A 22,396-nucleotide genomic window follows, 5' to 3' on the forward strand; every position below is an offset into this window, starting at 1 on the left:
ATAAATATATTAACCTATTGTTATAAATTCTAAAAAAGAAAAGTTATCTTAAATAAAAAATAAGTGTATCTTAAATTTTAAATGATACACTTATTTTTATATTGAAATTATATTTTTTAATATCTATTCTTAATTAGGTATTTTTAAATTATCTGTTTACATTAAATATTTCTTAATTACTTATCTTTCAGCTAGCTTTTTCTATTAAATGTTTCTCAATTACTTATTTTTCAATTAGCCACTTCTATTAAGCATTTCTTAATTACTTATTTTTCAATTAGTCACTTCTATTAAACATTTCTTAATTATTTATTTTTCAATTAGCCACTTCTATTAAACATTTCTTAATTACTTATTTTTCAATTAGCCACTTCTATTAAGCATTTCTCAATTACTTATTTTTCAATTAGCCACTTCTATTAAGCATTTCTCAATTACTTATTTTTCAATTAGCCACTTCTATTAAGCATTTCTTAATTACTTATTTTTCAATTAGTCACTTCTATTAAACATTTCTTAATTATTTATTTTTCAATTAGCCACTTCTATTAAACATTTCTTAATTATTTATTTTTCAGTTGGCTTTTTCTATTAAATGTTTCTTAATTACTTATCTTTCAGTTAGCTCTTTCTATTAAACATTTCTCAATTACTTATTTTTCAATTAGCTACTTTCATTAAATATTTCTTAATTATTTATCTTTCAGTTAACTATTTCCATTAGATATTTCTCAATTACCTATTTTTATCATTTATTTTATAGAGTATTGTGCACTATATATTTATACATATCATAAATACTACAACTTGTTATCTCTTATTTTAGCTGTTTTATCTACTCCTCTATTTTTTCAACTATCTCAAAGTCAATTTCTTTAAAATCTACATTAACACTTTCAACCTTTATCTTAACAAGGTCTCCTATCTTATATGACTTCTTAGTTCTTTCTCCTAAAACACTATAAGAACTCTCATCATAAATATAGTAATCATCATTCATATTTGCAAGTCTTATCAACCCTTCTATAGTATTATCTAACTCAACAAATATTCCAAATGAAGTTACGCTAGATACAACACCCTCAAATTCTTGACCAACTTTATCCTTCATATAAAGAGCCTTATAGAAATCATGTACATCTCTTTCAGCTAACTCTGCCTTTCTTTCTTTCTCGGATGATTGAACAGATGCATAATCCACTATAGTAGTAAGCTGTTCTTGTCTTTTTCCACTTATTTTATTATTTAAAGATTCTTTTATTATTCTATGAATTTGAAGGTCAGGATATCTTCTTATTGGTGAAGTAAAGTGACAGTAGAATTTAGCTGCTAATCCAAAATGTCCACTACATTCTGGTGAGTACTTAGCTTGTTTTAAAGAACGAAGCATTATAGTACTGATAGCTCCTTCTTCTTTTTTGCCCTTTATTTTCTCTATTATACCTTGTAATGCTTTTGGATGTACTTCCTCTTTATCACCTTTTATTATATATCCAAATGTAGATATAAACTTACTCAATTCTTCCATTTTTTCCAAAGATGGTGTCTCATGTATTCTATACACAAACGGTATTCCCATCCAGTAAAAATGTTCGGCAATTGTCTCATTACTTATAAGCATAAATTCTTCTATTATCTTATTAGATATTCTTCTTTCATATGGCTTTATATCTACAACTTCGCCTTTTCCATTTAGAATTATCTTTGCCTCTGGGAAATTGAAGTCTATAGCTCCTCTTTTTTCCCTTCTTGACATAAGAATCCTAGCTAAAATTTCAGCATTTTTAAAATCTTCAACAACATGTTCAAAAGTCTTTTTAAGTTTTTCATCATCCTTTTCTAATATATCAGATACTTCTGTATAAGTCATTCTAGCTTTTGAATTTATTACAGATTCACATATTTCATGTTTAACCACATTTCCTTTATGGTCTATTTCCATAAATATAGAAAGAGTTAACTTATCTTCAAATGGATTTAAGCTACATACTCCATTTGAAAGAGTTTTTGGCAACATTGGAATTACTTTATCTACTAAATAAACTGATGTAGCTCTTTTTAAGGCTTCCTTGTCAAGTTTATTTTTCTCTCTTACATAATGTGTAACATCAGCTATGTGAACTCCTAGTTTGAAGTTTCCATTAGGTAATACTTCTATTGATATGGCATCATCTAAGTCTTTTGCGTCATCTCCATCTATAGTAAATATGTTTAAATCTCTTAAATCTCTTCTTCTTTTTATCTCTTCTTGAGGAATCTCAACAGCTACAGCTTCTGCTTCTTGCAATACTTTCTTTGGAAATTCTTCTGGAAGACCATGTTCTCTTATTATAGAATCTATTTCTACGCCTCTTTCACCTTTTTGACCTAGTATCTCTATAATTTTGCCTTCTGGTTTTCTATCCTCTTGTGGCCATACTGTAATTTCACATACTACCTTATCATTATCTACTGCTCCACTAAAATGTTTTTTAGGTATATATATATCTTTAGTAAATTTCTTGTTGTCTGGTGTTACAAATCCAAAAGTTTTACTTGATTGGAAGGTACCTACTATTCTAGTTATTTCTCTCTTTATTACTTTTACTATTCTTCCTTCTGCTCTCTTTTCTTCAGTTGCAGGTACTACTATTTCTGCCATAACTCTATCATTATGCATAGCACCATTTATATTGTCACTTGAGATAAATAAATCCTGTGTATATTCAACATCAGATTCTACAAATCCAAAACCCTTTTTGTGTGATACAAATTTTCCAACAAAGTATCCCATTTGATTGGGAGATACTATTTTTCCTTTTTTAGTAAAGCAGATATAACCATCTTCTTCTAATTCATTTAAAAAATTATAAAACATTGGCATTTCTGATGAATGTATATCAAATATTTCTGCTAATTCTTCTTTTTTTAGAGGATTATATGCACTTTCATTTATTAATCCTAGCAAACTTTCTTTAAGTCCTGGTATCATTTTTCCCTCCTGTTTTACTTTTCATTATATTATTATTTATATTGTCTTTTATATTTCTTCAGACAAAACATTTTTTACTTATCACATAATTTTCTATATTTCCTTATTATTATTACAAGTTAAAATTACTTATTTATATTTTTGATTTAATGTAAGCTTTGTCATACTAACTTCAAACAAATTATGATGTTTTATAAATTATTTGTAAATATCATTATAATTACTTAAGTTATTCTTTATCATAATTGCTTAAATTACTCTTTATCACCTAATTATACACCATCAAATAGGATTGGTAAAATATTCATCTCATATAAGTATTACTATATAATAATTTATTCTATTAGTATACTCAAATCATGTAAAATTTATATAACTCAATTAATTTTTTAAATACAACTTTATAATATAAAACTTATAATAAAAGTAAATTTATATGTTAAATGAGGTTGATTTTTTATTATTTTTTATTTATGCTAGTACTAAAGACTTGCAAACGTTTTTTGACAAGTCTTTATTTTGTCTAAATTAAACAAACTTTTTTACAAATAAATACATAAAATTTAAACTAATCTATTTATTGGAGGAGATAAAATTGGAAGAAGTAATTGCAAAAATTATTACTATAGAAAATGGATTCAAAGAAATTGAAAACATTGCTAAAAAAATTGTAAAAAATAATGACTCAAAAAAGTGTTATTATCTATCAATCTACTTATATAGGTCAGAATATTATCAAGTAAGAGAATTGGCTGTGTTTATACTTGGTTTTATATCAGTAACTATTTCTGAAGCTTTGTTATTTTTAAAAGATAATGTGAGTAAAGATGAAAACTGGAGAGTACAAGAAATACTAGCTAAATCATTTGATTATTATTGCAGTGAAGTAGGATATGAAAAGGCTCTTCCTGTTATAAAAGAATGGCTTAATTCTGATAGTCCAAACATAAAAAGGGCTGTGACAGAAGGTCTTCGAATTTGGACTAGTAGAGACTATTTTAAATCTAATCCTGACGTTGCTATATCACTACTTTCTAGTTTAAAAGAAGATGATAGCGAATACTTGAGAAAGTCTGTAGGTAATGCTCTTAGAGATATAAGTAAAAAATATCCAGATTTAGTAAAAAAAGAATTAGATTCATGGGATATATCAAATAAAAAAGTTGAGTTTGTATATAAGCTTGCTTCAAAATGTATCTTGGCAAAGTAAAATGGAGGTGAACTTATTTGAAACTTCGTGATGAGTATACTTGCCCATTAGAACTAACACATGATATGATAAAAGGCAAATGGAAATCTATTATATTATGGAGATTACGTATAGGACCAACTTCCTTATCAAAACTTGAAAAGGAAATCAATGGTATTAATCAAAAGATGTTACTTGAACAACTTAAAGAATTAATTGAATTTGGTCTTGTAGATAAAAAGACATATGAAGGTTACCCACTTAAAGTTGAATACTCACTTACACCTATTCGAGGGAAACAAATATTGGATGCTTTGGCTATAATGCAAGATATAGGAATTAGCTTTATGTTGGATAATGGTATGGAAGATATTCTTAAGGAAAAAGGTGTTTTAAAGTAAATAGATACCCACAAAAAAGTAAGTAATTTACCATTATTTTCAACTGGTATATAATTAAATTATAGATATATTCTATTAATTTATTATAATAGGAGGTAAATTATTATGAAAGTAACTAGTACAGGTATAGTAAATGGTGTTATAGAAGATAAATACGGTAAAAGAGGAACTCAGTTCAATGAAGGTGGTATGCCTACATATTCACTACCTCTAAAGTTTGAAGATGCTCCAAAGAATACAGTATCCTTTGCTGTATTTTTAGAAGATAAAGACTCTGTTCCTGTATGTGGGTTTGCATGGATACATTGGTTAGCTGTAAATATAACAAAAGATGAGTTAAATGAAAATGAAAGTGTAACAGCTACTGATTTTGTACAAGGGACTACTAGTTGGCATGGTAAACTAGGAGGTCTTGACAGATTAGAGGCCAGTGTATATGGTGGAATGGCTCCTCCAGACAGACCTCATGTCTATGAAATACATGTATTTGCACTTGATACTATCCTTGACCTTGAAAAAGGATTCTATATGAATGAATTTTTCAAAGCTATTGAAGGGCATGTTTTAGATACATTTACACTAAAAGGAAGTTATTCTAATTAATTAGGTTGACTATAGCTAATCATTAATTAAATGCTACATTTAATTGATGATTAGCTTAATTGTTATTAGAATATTTTCTGCACTTTATCTTAATATATATTTTAGTTGACTGGTATTTTAATTTCTATTAGATTATTATCAATTTATATAAATTGATTTTAACTTAAAACTTACTTATCTATTTCAATTTCTATTAGAATTATTATTAGACTCATTAAAATAAAAGCATTAATATAACTAATAATATATGTTAAATTCATTAACTCTACATGAAGTTTTATAATCTAAATGAAATACAATAATCTGCATAAAATTCAATAGCTTATATAAATTATCAACCTATATAAAATTTAATAACTTATATAAATATTATCAATCTATATAAAATTTAATAATTTATATAAATATCATCAATCTATATAAAATTTAATAACTTATATAAATATTATCAATCTATATAAAATTTAATAACTTATATAAATATTATCAATCTATATAAAATTTAATAATTTATATAAATATCATCAATCTATATAAAATTTAATAACTTATATAAATATTATCAATCTATATAAAATTTAATAATTTATATAAATATCATCAATCTATATAAAATTTAATAACTTATATAAATTTAACTAATTTATATAAAATCTTAAGGAGTTGCCATGATAAAAAAAATAGAGCATGTGGTCATTACTAATAATAATATAGAAAATTATATCAATTTTTATAAAAAATTTGGTTTTTCATCTAAAGAAATGAGCAAAAATTATAAACTTAATGCTAGAAATGTTAAGATAAATCTTAACATAAAAGGTTATAAATTTTTACCTTATGTTAAAAATTCAAAAGCAAGTAGAGATAACTTATGTTTTAAAATAAACACAAATATTGATGAGCCAAAAAAATACTTAGAACAAAATGAGATTCAAATTAAGTGAGGAATTGTAGAATGTACAGGTGTCTTTGGTAATATGAAATCTATTTATTTGAAAAAAACTAATGGAAATTTAATTGAATTATCAAATCATAGAATCACGGAGAGTAAACCTTGGAAAATTTAATCCTATCAATAAATGTTGTTCTTCCTTTGTTTCTCACAATGTCACTTGGATATGTTCTAAAAAAATTAGGTCTATTTGATACTCATACTTTAAATAAAATGAATAATGTCTGCTTCAAGTCTTTCTTGCCATTATTATTATTTTTTAATATATACAATACAGATTTAGATGGTTCTCTTAATTTTAGGCTTATGGCTGTAGCTGTTATAATTATTTTTTCAATCTTCTTAATCTTAGTCTTTATTATTCCTAAAATTGAAAAAGATAATAAGACAAGGGGTGCATTAATACAAGGTGTATTTCGTAGCAATTTCGTTATATTTGGTATTCCTGTGACAATTTCACTATTTGGCGATAAGAGTATTGGAGTCACATCTTTATTAATTGCAGTTATTGTACCTATGTTTAATGTATTATCTGTTGTAATTCTTGAAATTTTTAGAGGTGGCAAAGTAAATATAAAACATATGATTAAAAGCGTCTTAACAAATCCACTCATAATCGCCTCTTTTATAGGATTGACAATGCTAATTTTAAATATTAATATACCTACATTTTTACACAAAACTATTGGTGATATTTCTAAAATAGCTACTCCTTTATCACTTATAATTCTAGGTGGCTCTTTTAGTTTTTCTGCTATAAAGGGGCATATAAACCCCATTATATTGGGCGTATGTGGAAAACTTATACTTGTACCTGCTATATTTTTACCAATTAGCATTTTTCTTGGATTTAGAAATGTAGAATTAGCTTCACTTATGATAATGTTATCTGCTCCAACTGCAGTTTCTTCATTTACAATGGCACAACAGATGGATTCTGACAGTGAATTAGCTGGACAAATTGTAGTATTTACTTCTGGATTTTCTATAATTACAGTATTTTTAATAATATTTATTTTAAAGCAGAATAATCTTATTTAATGATATTTGATAACACAAATTGGTATTATGAGAAACATATATAAAATCGATTTAATTGCGTAAAAACATATTATTATACTATTTTTACTATATAATATAACTTTGTGTATATTATCTCATTAAACATGGTGAAAGTAGTGTTGCTATATATTTTTTAGTTTGAAAAAAATATATAAATACAAACAATATATAAATACAAATAATAAACGCCAACAAATAGTCAATCTATAAAATAAAAACTGGACTAATCATATAAAATCATTAGTCCAGCTTTTATTTTACGTACTTTTTATGTTGATGTACTTTTATTAAAAACTAAATTTAATTTTTAAATGTCTAGCAAATGCACTAATTAAATAATGGCCAGTTATTCAACAATATCACTACTTCTTAACTATAAGTAATGCCAATGCATTTATAAAAAATAATACTGCTGTTATCTTTGTAACTCTAGCAAGAAATGCTTGTTTTCCTTTTGGTTTAAAGTAAGCTTGACTTCCTTCTCCACCAAATTCTGAAGGTAAAGCATTCTTAGAATCTTGAGGCATTATGCTAATTACTAGTAAAATCCCTAGTACTACTTGCACACCCATTAAAATGTTGCTCATTCTTGCCCCTCCTATCTGTTTATTACTTAAATTTCATTACTCTTTAGTGTATCACAATAATATAGCCATTTCAAGACTATTATGCTATAAATAACATACAAAAAAATATATTGTTACTATAATATATTACTATATTCTCAATATAAAAATGAATAAAACTTAGAAGAGAAAACTATTTAAATTAATACATAAATTAATGCATAAATTAACACTTAAAATAATCTACTCTCATTGCATATATTATAAATAGCCACCAAAATAAAACAATCATTTTAAAATATTGATATAACTTTTAATTTCAACATAATTTAAAATAAATAATCCACATTTAGCAATAATACTTTAATGACAATTATGATTAAATCAAAATATGTCTTCACTTTTATTTTTTAATAAAAACCTCCTATGCAATTAGATAAAAATGAGATAGAAACATTTATTCATATTTTTTCTGAATCTATGAATAAAATTAAGTAATAAAATATAAAAAAGGATAAGTGAATTGAAAAATCAATTAACACTTATCTCTTTTATATCTTATAAGATGAGCTTAAATATCTTATATTCTCTCTTCATTAATCTTTTTTAGTAACCATTTTAATAACTATTTTTTTAAGTTATAGAAAGATTTTAATCCACAATATCTAGCTTGCTCTCCAACCATTTCTTCTATTCTTAATAATTGGTTGTACTTAGCAACTCTATCAGTTCTTGATGGAGCACCAGTTTTTATTTGACCAGCATTTACTGCAACAGCTAAATCTGCTATAGTAGAATCTTCAGTTTCTCCTGATCTGTGAGATATAACAGCAGTATATCCTGCTCTCTTAGCCATTTCTATAGCATCTAAAGTTTCAGTTATTGTACCTATTTGATTAACTTTAACTAATATAGAGTTAGCTACTCCATTTTCAATTCCTTTTTCTAATCTCTCTGTGTTAGTAACAAATAAGTCGTCACCAACTAATTGTAATTTATTTCCTAATTTTTCAGTTAATAATTTCCATCCATCCCAATCTTCTTCGTCTAAACCATCTTCTATAGTTATTATTGGGAAGTTGTTTGACCAATCTTCATATAAAGCAACCATTTCAGCAGCCGTTAACTCTTTTCCTTCTCCTGCTAAAACGTATTTTTTAGTTTCTTTGTTGTACATTTCTGTAGCAGCAACGTCAAGACCTAACATAACGTCTTCACCTGGCTTATATCCAGCTTTTGTTATAGCTTCAACTATTAATTCTAAAGCTTCTCTGTTTGAACCTAAGTTTGGAGCAAATCCACCTTCGTCACCTACACCACAAGCTAATCCTTTTTCTCCTAAAACTTTCTTTAATGAATGGAATACTTCTGCTCCCATTCTTAAACCTTCTTTGAAACAACAAGCTCCTACTGGTAATATCATAAATTCTTGAACATCAACGTTGTTATCAGCATGCTCTCCACCGTTTAATATGTTCATCATTGGAACAGGTAATTGTTTAGCATTTACTCCACCTAAGTATTGGAATAATGGTAAACCTATTTCATCAGCAGCTGCTCTAGCTACTGCCATTGAAACACCTAATATAGCATTAGCTCCTAATTTACCTTTGTTTGGAGTTCCATCTAATTCTATCATGATTGCATCTATAGCTGGTTGGTCAAATGCATCCATTCCTTCTATTTCAGGTGCTATTATTTCATTTACGTTAGCAACAGCTGTTTCTACACCTTTTCCTAAGTATCTTCCCTTATCTCCATCTCTTAATTCAACAGCTTCAAAAGCTCCTGTAGATGCTCCTGATGGAACTATTGCTCTTCCCATTGCTCCATCTTCTAATACTACTTCAACTTCTACAGTTGGATTTCCTCTTGAGTCTAATACTTCTCTAGCATATACTAATTCAATAACTGACATTTGTATATCTCCCTTCGATTTTCTATTAGTTAAATTTTCATTTACTGTAAACATCCGTCTACTATTTTAATCTACTTTCTATATTATAGTACATAAAGTTGCTTTTGAAAATTAGGTACAAATTTATTTGATGGGTAAATTTGTAAAAGTTCCTATTTTTATTTTATTTTTTATAATATTTTAATTTATATAATATAAAAAAACTTGTCTAAAATCCAAAACCAATCTTAAATACACAAATATTATAACTAGATTTAAAACATTAAACATAAAATGTACAACTAATGATTCTAAAATTTTTGCTTATATAATATATATTAATTATTATTATTTATATTGTTATTGTCTATCTTGTTATTATTTATATCATTATTTACATTATTATCTATATTGTAATTTTTTATTTTATAAATTGTCTATCTTGTAAATTTTATAAAACATATCTTCATCTACACCTTACAATATCCAGAACTTACAAAATTTAAATCTTATGTCATAAAGTCTAAACTTTACAAAATAAACCTAAACTGCATTATTTTTAAATTTATATTGTAGTTTATATATTATTCTCTACTTATCAAAATCGACTATTTTGAAATAAGTGAATGACCAGTCATTTCTTCTGGCTTTTCTAACTTCATCATATCTAAAACAGTCGGTGCTATATCAGATAATCTTCCTCCATCCAATAATTTTGCACTTTCATATTCTTGACCAACTACAATAAATGGTACTGGATTAATAGAGTGAGCCGTTACAGTTTTTCCTGTTTCTGGGTCTAACATATATTCAGCATTTCCGTGGTCAGCAGTTATTATTGCACTTCCACCTAACTCTACTATTTTATCTATCAATTTTCCTACACAAGTATCTACAGTTTCAACAGCCTTTATAGCCGCTTCTATACTTCCTGTATGACCTACCATATCAGGATTTGCAAAGTTTAATACTATAAAGTCAAACTTATCTTCTCCTAGTTTATCTAAAGCTTTATCTGTCAATTCATATGCTGACATTTCTGGTTTTAAATCATAAGTTGCAACCTTTGGAGAAGGTATCAATAGTCTTTCTTCACCTTTATTTGGCTCTTCTACTCCACCATTGAAGAAGAAAGTTACATGTGCATACTTTTCAGTTTCAGCAGCTCTAAGTTGAGTTTTTCCATTTTTAGCTAGATACTCACCTAGAGTGTTGGCTAAAGATTGAGGTCCAAATGCTATATGCACATTCTCTATAGTTATATCGTACTCTGTTAAGCATACAAAGAAGTTTTTAATATCTTCTCTTTTAAATCCATCAAACTCTTCACAAACTAAAGCTCTAGTTATTTGTCTAGCTCTATCTGGTCTAAAGTTGAAGAATATAATTGAATCATTTTCCTTTATACTTCCAACTGGTTTATCATCTTTCATAATAACTGTTGGCATTATAAACTCATCATTTTTTCCATCATCATAAGAGTTTTGAATAGCTTCCTCAATAGAATTTGCTTTTTCACCAATACCTCTAACCATGGCATTGTATGCAAGTTCTACTCTTTCCCATCTCTTATCTCTATCCATAGCGTAGTATCTACCAGAAACTGTAGCAAATTCACCTACTCCAATTTCATCCATACTAACTTGTACTTCTTTGGCATATTCTAATGCACTTTGAGGGTCAGTATCTCTACCATCAGTAAATGCGTGAACATACACCTTTTGTACGCCTTTATCTTTTGCCATTTTGATTATAGCCTTAAGATGGTCTATATGTGAATGTACTCCTCCATCAGACAAAAGTCCCATTACATGAAGAGAGTTTTCTTTTGCATTATCCATTGCTTCACATAAAACTTTATTAGTAAAAAAGTCACCATCTTTTATAGATTTTGTTATTCTAGTTAAATCTTGATATACTATTCTACCTGCACCTATGTTAGTGTGTCCAACTTCTGAATTTCCCATTTGACCATCAGGTAGACCAACATCAAGACCACTAGCATTTATCAATGTGTTTGGATACTCTTTTTTTATTCTATCTAAATTAGGAGTTTTGGACTCAGCAATTGCATTTCCCTTAACATCCTTATTGTATCCAAACCCGTCCATAATAATTAAAGCAACTGGTTTTTTCATCATTTCACTCCTTAGAAATTAACAAGGTCTAGGTAATCATTACTAGCTAAACTAGCTCCACCTACTAAAGCTCCATCTATATCACTTTGACCCATTATTTCGGCTACATTTGAAGGTTTAACACTTCCACCGTATTGTATTCTAACTTCATTAGCTAATTCTCCATATAATCCTTTTATAACTTCTCTTATATAAGATATAACGTCATTAGCATCTTCAGCAGTTGCAGTTTTACCAGTTCCAATAGCCCAGATTGGCTCATATGCAACAACTACTTTTGCTAAATCATCTTTAAGAACATTTTCTAAAGCTTTTTCAACTTGAACTTTACAAACATCTTTAGTTTTTCCAGCTTCTCTTTGTTCTAAAGTTTCTCCAACACATAATATTGGGTCTATTCCTACTTCTAATGCTTTTAAAACTTTCTTGTTTACAGTTTCATCAGTTTCATTGAAGTATTGTCTTCTTTCTGAATGTCCTATTACAACATAGTCCATATCTATTTCTTTTAACATAAGAGGTGAAACTTCTCCTGTAAATGCTCCTTTTTCTTCAAAGTGCATATTTTGAGCACCTATCTTTATATTTGTACCCTTAGTAGCTTCTTTTAAATCCTTTAATAAAGTAAATGGTGCACATATAACAGCTTCTACTTTATCAGAATTTACTTTATCTTTAACTTCATTTACAAATTCTAAAGCTTCTTTTATTGTTTTATGCATTTTCCAGTTTCCTGCAATTATAGGTTTTCTCATTTTACAATCTCCTCTATATATTAGTTTATTTATTATCTAATGCTGCAATACCTGGTAATTCTTTACCTTCTAAAAATTCTAATGATGCTCCTCCACCTGTTGATACGTGAGTCATCTTGTCACCAAATCCTAATTGATTAACTGCTGCTGCACTATCTCCACCGCCAATTACAGTAGTTGCATCAGTCAACTCTGCCATAGCTCTAGCTACTGATAATGTACCATTTGCAAAGTTTTCAAATTCAAATACTCCCATTGGCCCATTCCATACTACAGTTTTTGATTCTTTTATAGTTTTTACAAAGTTTGCTATAGTCTTAGGTCCCATATCTAGTCCCATGTAATCTTCTTTTACATTAGCATCTTCTGTTACTATTGGAGTAGCATCTGGTGCAAAGTGGTCTGCCATAACAACGTCTACTGGTAATAATAAGTTAACACCCTTATTCTTAGCTTTTTCCATCATTTCTTTAGCATATTCAACTTTATCTATTTCAAGTAAAGAAGTTCCTACTTCATAACCCTGAGCTTTTAAGAATGTATAAGCCATTCCTCCACCTATTATTAGATTATCAACTTTTTCTAATAATTCGTTTATAACAGCTAATTTATCAGAAACTTTAGCTCCTCCAAGTATAGCTGTAAATGGTCTTACAGGGTTTGCAACAGCTTCTCCTAAGAATTTTAATTCTTTTTGAATTAAGTATCCACAAACTCTCTCTTGTAAAAACTCGCCTGCACCAACTGTTGAGCAATGTGCTCTATGAGCAGTTCCAAATGCATCATTTACAAATATTTCAGCAAGTGATGCTAGTTCTTTAGAGAAATTCTCTTCGTTTTTAGTTTCTTCTTTTCTATATCTAGTATTTTCTAATAATACTACATCTCCGTTTTCCATTTTTTCAGTTGCTTTCTTTGCATTTTCTCCTACAACATTATCGTCTGCTGCAAATACAACTTCTTTTCCTAACATCTCAGATAATCTCTTTGCTACTGGTGCTAAAGATAATTCTGGTTTAGCTTCTCCTTTTGGCTTTCCTAAGTGAGAGCATAATATAACTTTTGCCCCTTTAGAAATTAAATATTGAATAGTTGGTAAAGCTCCGTTCAATCTATTTTCATCAGTAATTACACCATCTTGTAATGGCACATTAAAGTCACATCTTACTAATACTTTTTTTCCGCACACATCAATATCTTCTATAGTTTTTTTGTTAAGCATTGACATAAATATCTCTCCTTTTAATAAAGTAATTTTTTATTGCCAAGTATAATATAGTACATACTTTTACCCTATTAAATATATCATATTATCATATTTTTATATATAGTATGTAACATTATTTAGGTGTATTTTATATATTTTTTCTTAAAAAAAGTCCTGAGTCCGTAGTATTAAACTACAAACTCGGACTTTGTCAATCTACTTTTCTATTTTCTCAAAACTGACTATTTTGCTAATTGTGCAAAGTATCCTAAAGTTCTTATTAATTGAGAAGTATAAGACATTTCATTATCATACCAAGAAACAACTTTAACTAATTGTTTTCCATCTACTTCCATAACTTTTGTTTGAGTAGCGTCAAATAATGAACCGTAGCTTATTCCGATTATGTCAGAAGATACTAACATTTCTTCAGTATATCCGAAAGATTCGTTTGAAGCTTCTTTCATAGCTGCATTTATTTCTTCAACTGTAACATTTTTTCCTAATGTACAAACTAATTCAGTTATTGAACCAGTTACAACTGGTACTCTTTGTGCTGCCCCATCTAATTTTCCTTTTAATGAAGGTATTACTAAGCCTATTGCTTTTGCAGCTCCTGTAGTGTTTGGAACTATGTTTCCAGCAGCAGCTCTAGCTCTTCTTAAATCACCTTTTGGATGAGGACCATCTAAAGTATTTTGGTCATTAGTGTATGCATGTATAGTAGTCATTAATCCTTTTTCTATACCGTATTTATCATTTAATACTTTAGCCATTGGAGCTAAACAGTTAGTAGTACAAGAAGCTCCTGATATAACTGTTTCAGAACCATCTAATATGTCACTGTTTGTGTTGAATACTATTGTTTTTAAATCTCCAGTAGCTGGTGCAGATATAACAACTTTCTTAGCCCCTGCTTGTATATGAGCTTCAGCTTTATCTTTAGATGTAAAGAATCCTGTACATTCTAATACTATATCTACTCCTAATTCAGCCCATGGTAGGTCAGCAGGATTTCTTTCTGCTGTTACTTTTATTTCTTTTCCGTTTACTACAAAAGCACCTTCTTTAACTTCTATTTCTCCGTTAAATCTTCCTTGAGCTGTATCATATTTAAATAAATGAGCTAACATTTTAGCGTCTGTTAAGTCGTTTATTGCAACAACTTCGAACTTATCTTGTTGCTCCATCATTTTTCTTAATGCTAATCTTCCTATTCTTCCAAATCCATTTATAGCTACTTTAACCATTTTCGCTACCTCCTATAAAGTAAATGTATGTTTTCTAGCTCTGTGCTAGGTCTTGACTTTTATAATAATGACAATATCTTATAAGCACTTTCTTCATCTGTTACAAGAACCATGTTTTTATGCATATTTGATATAGCTAATAAGGCTTCTACTTTTTCAGTCCCTGCAAAGATTGCAATAGTTTCTTTTACTTGTTTAACTGTTTCTAAATCAATTCCAACAGTGTTCAGTTTGTAAACTATTTCTCCATCTTTGTTGAAATAATATCCAAATGCTTCTCCAACTGCATTTTTAGATAATATCTCATCAACCTTGTCTTCTGGAAGTTTTCTTCTCTTTGCCATGACATCTGCTCTACCTATACTAAAAACTAAAATGTCTGTTCTTTTAATATACTCCAAAGTTGTCTTAATCTCTGGCACTTGGCTAAGAGTTTTCATTGCACTTTCATCCAACTCATCTGGTATATGTAAAAGTTTGCAATTAGAATGTAATTTCTTACTTATTGAAGCAACTATATTGTTAGATTGCATCTCTACATCAGTTCCCATACTTCCTCTAGCTGGAACTATTGTAGAGTTTGGATATCTCTTATCAGTTTTAATAACGTTTGAAAACTCCAACATAGTGCTTCCTCCTGTTATTGAAACGATATCTCCATCTTTTAAAATGCCTAAGAAATATTCGCATCCATATCTAGTTACATCTTTTAGTAAACTTCCATTTTCATCACAGCTTCCAGGAACTAATATTACCCTTTTTATTCCAAGCTTTTCTCTGACTCTATCTTGTAACTTAGACAATCCCATGATGTCACTCATGATGTCCTTAAGTTTATCTAACAAATCAGAACCTTCTTTAGTGATAGTCATCCCAGATACAGCTACGTCTATAAGTCCTTGTTCTTTTAAAAACTCAGTTTCTGACCTGATTATTCTTTCACTAATCTCTAATACATTTGATAATGTTCTCCTACCTATTGGTTCACTTAAAGATATTTGTCTTAAAATAGAGTATCTTCTTTCCATAAGTTCAATTGCCTGTGGAATCAATTTCTTTTGAATTTCTAATAAGTTCTTCATAACATACTCCTTATTGCTTTCCTTTCGGGACTTTTTTTGTCCCTAGTGTTTATTTAAGTCCCACAAGATATTTTTATTTTATAGGATTTGCGTATAGATTTCAATAGTTTTTCAAAAACTTTTTTATTTTTTTATTTTATAAAATATTTCTCCACCATTTTCAAATCACAGTATTTTTTCTTTTTATATAAGGCTTTTTATATATATTTTTTTATATTTTCATTCTAATATTTATTACTATAAATAATTTTATTTCTAGTTACTTTTATTTCTAGTTATTTTTATCTACAACTAAGTTTACTTTTATCTAGTTAAGATTTTTATTTATACCCTACGTGTTTTCCTTTTGTGATTATTAAATTTAATAATAGTTTATTTATCTAGGTATTCTTCTTTTTCTAATATCTAATTATTCTTTACAAACACTTATTTAATTTAATCATTCTTTATAAGCACTTATTTAATTATGTTTTCTAGTTTTTTAGCATTTTACAATATTTTAATGTTCCCCAGTTTTTCAATTCTTTTTAGTATTTTTATATTTTATAAATTTTAATATTCTTTAAAGTTCTAATATTCCTCAAAGCTCTAATGTTCTTTAATGTTTTAATCTTCTTTAGTTTTTTATGCTCTTTGCTATCTTAATGTTTTAATGTTCCCCAGTTTTTTAATACCTTATAGCATTTTAATACTTTTCCATATTCTATTATTTTACTTTATAAAATTTTTAGCCCAATCTACATTCATCTCTTAATTAGCCTTTTCCCCTTACCATACTGATATTTGTCTTTTACTTATTAGTATTCTTTTCTCTTACTTGAAGATGGGATTCCTAATTCTTCACGATATTTGGCAACTGTCCTTCTTGCAACATTGATTCCTTTTTCTTTTAATAACTTAGATATATGGTCATCACTTAAAGGTTTCTTTTTATTTTCGTCTTTTATTGTTTCCTTTATAATTTTTTTTATGCTTGTACTAGATGCCATTTCATTATTCTCAGTCTCAATGGCGCTACTGAAAAAGTACCTAAATTCATATACGCCAAAAGGTGTTAGCATATATTTACCATTTACACCTCTACTTATAGTAGATTCATGAAATTCTAATTTTTCTGCTATGTCTTTCATTTTCAAAGGTTTTATATATTTTGTCCCTTTTCTCAAAAATTCATCTTGAGCTTTTACTATCTCTTCTGCAATCTTAAGTACTGTAGTTTTCCTACTCTCTATATTTTTCATAAGTCCTGTTGCTGAATTTAGTCTTTCTTTTATAAATTCTTTTGCACTTTCATCAGACTGTGAATTTTTTAATATGTCTTTATAATAACTATTGATTCTTATTTGATAAGAATCTTTCTCATTTAAATATACAATAAATTCATCATCAATTTTTTCTACTGTTACATCAGGTTGAATGTATACACTTTTCTCTACTGAACAAGTTCTTCCTGGTTTGGGGTCTAATGTCTTAATTATGTTTATTAGTTCAACACATTTTTGTAATGACATATTGTACTTTTTACTTATCTCTTTATATTTATTATTTGCAATTAAATTTAAGTCTTTTGTAACGATTTCCTCTAAAATTTCATTATATATTCCTAAACTAGCCATTTGTATCATCAGACATTCTGAAAGACTTCTTGCCCCTACTCCACTAGGTTCCAACTGCTGAACACTAATTAAACATTTTTCAAAAAGTTCTTCATCTATCTTTAAGGTATCAACAATTACTTTTTCCTCAGTTCTTAAATATCCATCCTCATCTAAACTATCAATTATATACTCACAGACTTCCAATTCTTTGTCTGTAAGTTTATACAGGCTTATCTGAAATTTTAAATCTTCATATAAATTTGACGAATATTTAACTAAATTTTCTAGATTAACTTCATTATCAGGATTATAGCTTATCTCTGTTCTATCTAAACGTCTTGACCTATCCATGTCTTTTATATACTCTTCCCAATTTATCTCCCCACTTTTCTCGACTTCAACTAATGGGTTATTCTCTGCTTCTCTTTTTATCTCTTCTTCTAACTCTAACTTACTCATATTTAATATTGATAATGATTGCTTAAGTTGTGTAGTCATTATTAGCTTCTGAGACTGAGTTAATTCTAGACTATTATTAAAATTCATTCTGCTCACCTCTCAATTTTATTAAACTTATTTTATAAAAGAAAAACCCTCCTGTATATGTATATTCTATCATTTAAAATATACCTTATGCAAAAGGGTTTTTTTTATTTACAATTTCATCTATTTTTTTATTTAATATTTCTTTTTTTTGTTACTTTTTTTTACTATATGGAGTATTTTGTAGTGGTAGCTCAGTTCTAAATTCTTTATCAAATACATAATAGGCATTTTGTACTGCTGGTGCAGTAGGAACTGTACAAATTTCTCCTACACCTTTTGCCCCATAAGCCAATAAATCTTTGTTCTTTTCAACTATTAAAGCTTGTATTTCTGGTATATCTGTAGATTTAAATAAACCTAATGTACCAAACTTAGCTGTAGGAACAGAGTTGACTACTGGGTAATCTTCGGTTAGAGCATATCCAAGACCCATAACTACTCCACCTTCTATTTGACCTTCTAAACTGATTGGATTTATAGCTCTTCCAACATCATGTGCTGCTACTACTTTTTCTAGTTTTCCATTTTCATCCAGAATTACAACTTGTGTTGCATATCCATAAGCAACATGACTTACTGGATTTTCTTTGTCACAACCCATTTTATCTGTAATACTTTCATATTCTCCATAAAACTCTTCTCCCTCTAAATCAAGTAAAGTTTTGCCAGAGTCTAAAGCTTCTTTTAACTTATTTGATGCAACCTTAGTAGCTTCTCCCGTAAATACTGTCTGTCTTGAAGCCGTAGTATTACCAGAGTCTGGTGTTAAATGAGTATCTGGAACTTCATGCACTATATTTTCAGGAAGTAGGTTAGCAGTTTCACAAACTACTTGAGTCATAACAGTACCAAGCCCTTGACCTATACAAGAAGCACTTGTTCTTATGTGAACTTTGCCATCTTTTATCACCAATCTACATCTTCCAACATCAGGTATACCAACTCCAACCCCACTATTTTTCATAGCACAAGCTATACCTGCACGTGGATGCTTTTCATACTCTTCTTTTACAGCTTCTAGTGTCTCTGCCATTGCTGTTCCTTCATCTGCAAATTGACCATTTGGTAAAACTTGCCCAGGTCTTATTGCATTTTTATATCTTATCTCCCAAGGAGATATTCCAACCATTTCAGCAAGTAAATTTAGATTACATTCAGTTGCAAAACAACTCTGTGTAACTCCAAATCCTCTAAATGCTCCTCCAGGAGGGTTATTAGTATATACTGCTGTTCCTGTTATATCAATATCTTGATAATTGTATGGTCCTGCTGCATGAGTACACAGTCTTTGTAGCACTGGTCCTCCAAGAGAGGCATATGCACCTGTGTCAGATATTATCGTTGCCTTCATACCTGTTAAGTATCCATTTTCATCACATGCTGTCGTAAATTCCATTTCTGTGGCATGTCGTTTTGGATGAACAATAATACTTTCTTTTCTTGTTAACTGTACTTTTACAAATCTCTTTGTATGGTATGCAAGTAAGGCTGCATGGTGTTGAACACTCATGTCTTCTTTTCCACCAAACCCTCCTCCTACCATTTTGTTTATAACTCTTACCTTCTCATATGGTAACCCTAACATATCTGCACATTCATGTTGAGTGGCAAACACCCCTTGGTCTGTTGAATAGATTATTACTCCATCCTCTTCATAAGGACCAGCTACTGCACATTCAGGCTCTAAAAATGCGTGTTCTGTAGCAGGTGTAGTATATCTTTTAGTTACAACATATTTTGAATTTTCTATCTTTTCTTTAGCGTTTCCTCTTACTAAATGTTCCTTAACAAGTATATTCCCTGTCTCATGTATCTTTGGAGCATCTTCTCTAAGTGCATCTGCTGTAGTACTTAATGGTGTTAATTCCTCATAATCTATCTTAACTAGCTTTTTGGCCTCTTCTAACGCTTCTCTAGTTTCTGCTGCTACTAAAACTATTCCATCTCCTAAGTATCTAGTTATTTCACCTTCTGGTATTAAAGTATCCCAATCCTTCTTTAAGTGTCCTACCTTTATAGTTCCTGGAATATCTTTAGCTGTTAGAACTGCAACAACTCCTGGATAAGCTTTTGCTTCTTCTATATCTATTTTTTTAACTAAAGCTCTAGGATACTTAGCTCTAACTGCTGAGCCATAAATCATACCCTCAATTCTCATATCATCTACATATTCAGAATATCCAAGTGCTTTGCCAACTGCATCAACTCTAGGAAGATTTTCACCTACTAGACCTTTACAGTTTACTTTTGGCACATCTATATTTTCTCTAAAAATCTTTGCTGCTAAATCGACAGCTTTAATTATTTTTACATACCCTGTACATCTACATATATTACCTTTTAAAGCTTTCTTTATATCATCTTCAGTAGGATTATTATTAACGTCTATAAGTGCTTTTGAACTAATTACCATACCTGGAATACAAAATCCACATTGTACAGCTCCTTGACTAGCAAAAGAATATGCAAAAACATCTCTTTCTCTCTCTGATAATCCCTCTATAGTTGTTATGTTTTTCCCAACTAATTTATCAGTTTTAAATACACATGCTTTAGTAGCTTTACCATCTATTATAACCATACATGTTCCACAAGCACCTTCTGAACATCCATTTTTAACTGAAGTTATATTCATATCTTCTCTAAGGAAGTCTAAAAGTTTTTTGCCTTCTTTTGCAACAACTTTCTCTCCATTTAATATAAATTCTACCATTCTCTAGCCCCCTTTGTTAGACGCCTATTTATATATCTCCCACTTGGAGTATTACAGATTAATTCTCCATCTCTAACTACTTCTTTTCCTCTTAAATAAACATGTTCTATTTGACAATCCACTTCATACCCTTCATAAGGTGTATAATCTACATTTTGTAATTGTTTTTTTGCTTCTATTTTGGATTTTTTGTTTGGATTTAAGACTAATATATCTGCATCACTGCCTATTTCTATAGTTCCTTTATTAGGATACATTCCAAACAACTTTGCTGGATTAGTTGATGTTACTTCTACCATCTTGTTGATAGATATTTTATTTTTACAGACTCCATATGTGTATAAAAGACTCATCCTATGTTCTACACCTGGAGAACCATTTGGTATCTTACTGAAATCGTTTATCCCAAGTTCCTTCTGTCCCTTATAATTAAAAGAACAATGGTCTGTTCCTATAGTGTCTATTTGATTATCTAAAATAGCATTCCATAATATTTCATTATTTTCTTTATTTCTTAAAGGTGGTGACATTACATACTTAGCACTTTCAAATCCATCTAAATCATATAATTCATCATTTAATAGAAGGTATTGAGGACAAGTTTCAACTATTACATCCACACCTCTTTGCTTAGCTTTTAAAACCTCCTCTAAGGATTCTTTACAGCTTAAGTGAACTACATATACTTTAGAGTTTGCAACTTCAGCTATCTTCATAAGTCTTGATGTAGCTTCTGCCTCCATTATAGCTGGTCTAGTTAATTGATGATATTTTGGAGATAAATTATTTTCTGACTTTGCTTTATCCACAAGTTCACATATTATGTCCCCATTTTCACAATGGAAACCAATAATCCCTCCTATCTCTTCTGCTTTTCTCAATGCTTCAAAGATTACACCATCATCAACTTGAAGGCTTCCTTTATACGCCATATACAGTTTAAATGAAGATACTCCCTCTTTCACCATATCCTCCATTTCATTACAAACCGAGTCATTCCAATCTGTTATAGCCATATGAAAGCCATAATCTGAATAGGATTTATCCTTAGCTTTTTCATGCCATTCTTCTAATCCGTCTTTCAAAGAACATCCTTTATCTTGTGTAGCAAAATCCAATATAGTAGTAGTTCCTCCTACTATAGCAGCTTTTGTTCCTGTCTCAAAGTTATCTGCTGTCTTAGTAACGCCTGTATCTAAGTCAAAGTGTGTGTGTGTATCTATACCTCCTGGTATAACATAAGAATCACTAACATCAACTATTTCATCATTTTCTTTTGATATATCAAGACCTATATCGACTATTTTTTCATCTTCTATTCTTACATCTGCACAGTAAGTTTTTTCACTTGTTACTACTTTCCCACCTTTTAAAACAATTCCCATATAGACTCCACCTTACTTGTAATGTATCAATTTATTTTATATGAAAAAATTAACTTAAAGTAATCTAGTTAGTTCACTTAT

At 29.0% G+C, this 22,396-nt stretch carries 16 protein-coding genes; 5 read left to right on the top strand and 11 right to left on the bottom strand.

Annotated features, from left to right (window positions below):
* Positions 1-835 precede the first annotated feature (835 nt).
* On the bottom strand, positions 836-2,971 hold the full coding sequence (gene rnr, locus CDIF1296T_RS16410) for a ribonuclease R (protein ID WP_003434984.1): 2,136 nt from the start codon (positions 2,969-2,971) through the stop codon (positions 836-838).
* A gap of 595 nt (positions 2,972-3,566) precedes the next feature.
* Here rnr and CDIF1296T_RS16415 point away from each other — a divergent pair.
* From CDIF1296T_RS16415 to CDIF1296T_RS16435, 5 genes are all read left to right on the top strand, one after another.
* A complete protein-coding gene (locus CDIF1296T_RS16415; protein WP_009891568.1) occupies positions 3,567-4,181 on the top strand; it encodes a HEAT repeat domain-containing protein in 615 nt (204 codons plus the stop codon).
* Positions 4,182-4,198: 17 nt separating this feature from the next.
* Positions 4,199-4,561 carry a winged helix-turn-helix transcriptional regulator gene (locus CDIF1296T_RS16420; protein ID WP_009898297.1) on the top strand — a complete coding sequence of 121 codons (363 nt, stop codon included), beginning with the start codon at positions 4,199-4,201 and terminating at the stop codon, positions 4,559-4,561.
* Positions 4,562-4,666: 105 nt separating this feature from the next.
* Positions 4,667-5,164, top strand: a complete 498-nt coding sequence (locus CDIF1296T_RS16425) for a YbhB/YbcL family Raf kinase inhibitor-like protein (RefSeq protein ID WP_003434976.1) — start codon at positions 4,667-4,669, stop codon at positions 5,162-5,164.
* A gap of 668 nt (positions 5,165-5,832) precedes the next feature.
* On the top strand, positions 5,833-6,108 hold the full coding sequence (locus CDIF1296T_RS16430; RefSeq protein WP_009898298.1) for a VOC family protein: 276 nt from the start codon (positions 5,833-5,835) through the stop codon (positions 6,106-6,108).
* A gap of 110 nt (positions 6,109-6,218) precedes the next feature.
* The gene (locus CDIF1296T_RS16435; protein ID WP_009898300.1) at positions 6,219-7,157 is read left to right on the top strand and encodes an AEC family transporter; all 939 of its coding nucleotides are present in this window, start codon (positions 6,219-6,221) and stop codon (positions 7,155-7,157) included.
* Between the two features lie 383 nt (positions 7,158-7,540).
* Here CDIF1296T_RS16435 and secG read toward each other — a convergent pair whose 3' ends face one another.
* The 10 genes from secG to hydA all read right to left on the bottom strand — a co-directional run bounded on the left by secG (position 7,541) and on the right by hydA (position 22,315).
* Positions 7,541-7,765 (bottom strand): preprotein translocase subunit SecG, encoded by a 225-nt coding sequence (gene secG, locus CDIF1296T_RS16440; RefSeq protein WP_003421948.1) that lies wholly within the window; start codon positions 7,763-7,765, stop codon positions 7,541-7,543.
* 604 nt (positions 7,766-8,369) lie between these two features.
* Positions 8,370-9,662: a phosphopyruvate hydratase gene (eno, locus tag CDIF1296T_RS16445; RefSeq protein ID WP_009898301.1), complete on the bottom strand. Its 1,293-nt coding sequence runs from the start codon at positions 9,660-9,662 to the stop codon at positions 8,370-8,372.
* A 587-nt stretch (positions 9,663-10,249) separates the two neighbouring features.
* Positions 10,250-11,779 carry a 2,3-bisphosphoglycerate-independent phosphoglycerate mutase gene (gene gpmI / locus CDIF1296T_RS16450; protein WP_009898303.1) on the bottom strand — a complete coding sequence of 510 codons (1,530 nt, stop codon included), beginning with the start codon at positions 11,777-11,779 and terminating at the stop codon, positions 10,250-10,252.
* 11 nt (positions 11,780-11,790) lie between these two features.
* Positions 11,791-12,534, bottom strand: a complete 744-nt coding sequence (tpiA, locus tag CDIF1296T_RS16455) for a triose-phosphate isomerase (RefSeq protein WP_003434148.1) — start codon at positions 12,532-12,534, stop codon at positions 11,791-11,793.
* A 25-nt stretch (positions 12,535-12,559) separates the two neighbouring features.
* Complete coding sequence (locus CDIF1296T_RS16460) at positions 12,560-13,762, bottom strand: phosphoglycerate kinase (protein ID WP_003429565.1); 1,203 nt, start codon at positions 13,760-13,762, stop codon at positions 12,560-12,562.
* 221 nt (positions 13,763-13,983) lie between these two features.
* Positions 13,984-14,991 carry a type I glyceraldehyde-3-phosphate dehydrogenase gene (gene gap, locus CDIF1296T_RS16465; RefSeq protein WP_003421962.1) on the bottom strand — a complete coding sequence of 336 codons (1,008 nt, stop codon included), beginning with the start codon at positions 14,989-14,991 and terminating at the stop codon, positions 13,984-13,986.
* A gap of 59 nt (positions 14,992-15,050) precedes the next feature.
* Positions 15,051-16,073 carry a sugar-binding transcriptional regulator gene (locus CDIF1296T_RS16470; protein ID WP_003429564.1) on the bottom strand — a complete coding sequence of 341 codons (1,023 nt, stop codon included), beginning with the start codon at positions 16,071-16,073 and terminating at the stop codon, positions 15,051-15,053.
* A 797-nt stretch (positions 16,074-16,870) separates the two neighbouring features.
* Positions 16,871-18,217: an RNA polymerase factor sigma-54 gene (rpoN, locus tag CDIF1296T_RS16475; RefSeq protein WP_003421965.1), complete on the bottom strand. Its 1,347-nt coding sequence runs from the start codon at positions 18,215-18,217 to the stop codon at positions 16,871-16,873.
* A 151-nt stretch (positions 18,218-18,368) separates the two neighbouring features.
* Entirely contained in the window at positions 18,369-20,930 is a 2,562-nt protein-coding gene (gene xdh / locus CDIF1296T_RS16480) for a selenium-dependent xanthine dehydrogenase (RefSeq protein ID WP_009898307.1), read from the bottom strand.
* The gene (hydA, locus tag CDIF1296T_RS16485) at positions 20,924-22,315 is read right to left on the bottom strand and encodes a dihydropyrimidinase (RefSeq protein ID WP_009898309.1); all 1,392 of its coding nucleotides are present in this window, start codon (positions 22,313-22,315) and stop codon (positions 20,924-20,926) included. The genes xdh and hydA overlap by 7 nt, the downstream gene beginning before the upstream one ends.
* Between the last annotated feature and the right edge of the window lie 81 nt (positions 22,316-22,396).

The organism is Clostridioides difficile ATCC 9689 = DSM 1296 (genome assembly GCF_001077535.1).
GTDB classification, from domain to species: domain Bacteria; phylum Bacillota; class Clostridia; order Peptostreptococcales; family Peptostreptococcaceae; genus Clostridioides; species Clostridioides difficile.

Excerpts from the sequence above, each read along its gene's own strand:
- rnr (WP_003434984.1), bottom strand. The coding sequence starts at position 2,971 with ATGATACCAGGACTTAAAGAAAGTTTGCTAGGATTAATAAATGAAAGT.
- CDIF1296T_RS16425 (WP_003434976.1), top strand. The coding sequence starts at position 4,667 with ATGAAAGTAACTAGTACAGGTATAGTAAATGGTGTTATAGAAGATAAA.
- CDIF1296T_RS16430 (WP_009898298.1), top strand. The coding sequence starts at position 5,833 with ATGATAAAAAAAATAGAGCATGTGGTCATTACTAATAATAATATAGAA.
- secG (WP_003421948.1), bottom strand. The coding sequence starts at position 7,765 with ATGAGCAACATTTTAATGGGTGTGCAAGTAGTACTAGGGATTTTACTA.
- eno (WP_009898301.1), bottom strand. The coding sequence starts at position 9,662 with ATGTCAGTTATTGAATTAGTATATGCTAGAGAAGTATTAGACTCAAGA.
- gpmI (WP_009898303.1), bottom strand. The coding sequence starts at position 11,779 with ATGAAAAAACCAGTTGCTTTAATTATTATGGACGGGTTTGGATACAAT.
- tpiA (WP_003434148.1), bottom strand. The coding sequence starts at position 12,534 with ATGAGAAAACCTATAATTGCAGGAAACTGGAAAATGCATAAAACAATA.
- CDIF1296T_RS16460 (WP_003429565.1), bottom strand. The coding sequence starts at position 13,762 with ATGTCAATGCTTAACAAAAAAACTATAGAAGATATTGATGTGTGCGGA.
- gap (WP_003421962.1), bottom strand. The coding sequence starts at position 14,991 with ATGGTTAAAGTAGCTATAAATGGATTTGGAAGAATAGGAAGATTAGCA.
- CDIF1296T_RS16470 (WP_003429564.1), bottom strand. The coding sequence starts at position 16,073 with ATGAAGAACTTATTAGAAATTCAAAAGAAATTGATTCCACAGGCAATT.
- rpoN (WP_003421965.1), bottom strand. The coding sequence starts at position 18,217 with ATGAATTTTAATAATAGTCTAGAATTAACTCAGTCTCAGAAGCTAATA.
- xdh (WP_009898307.1), bottom strand. The coding sequence starts at position 20,930 with ATGGTAGAATTTATATTAAATGGAGAGAAAGTTGTTGCAAAAGAAGGC.
- hydA (WP_009898309.1), bottom strand. The coding sequence starts at position 22,315 with ATGGGAATTGTTTTAAAAGGTGGGAAAGTAGTAACAAGTGAAAAAACT.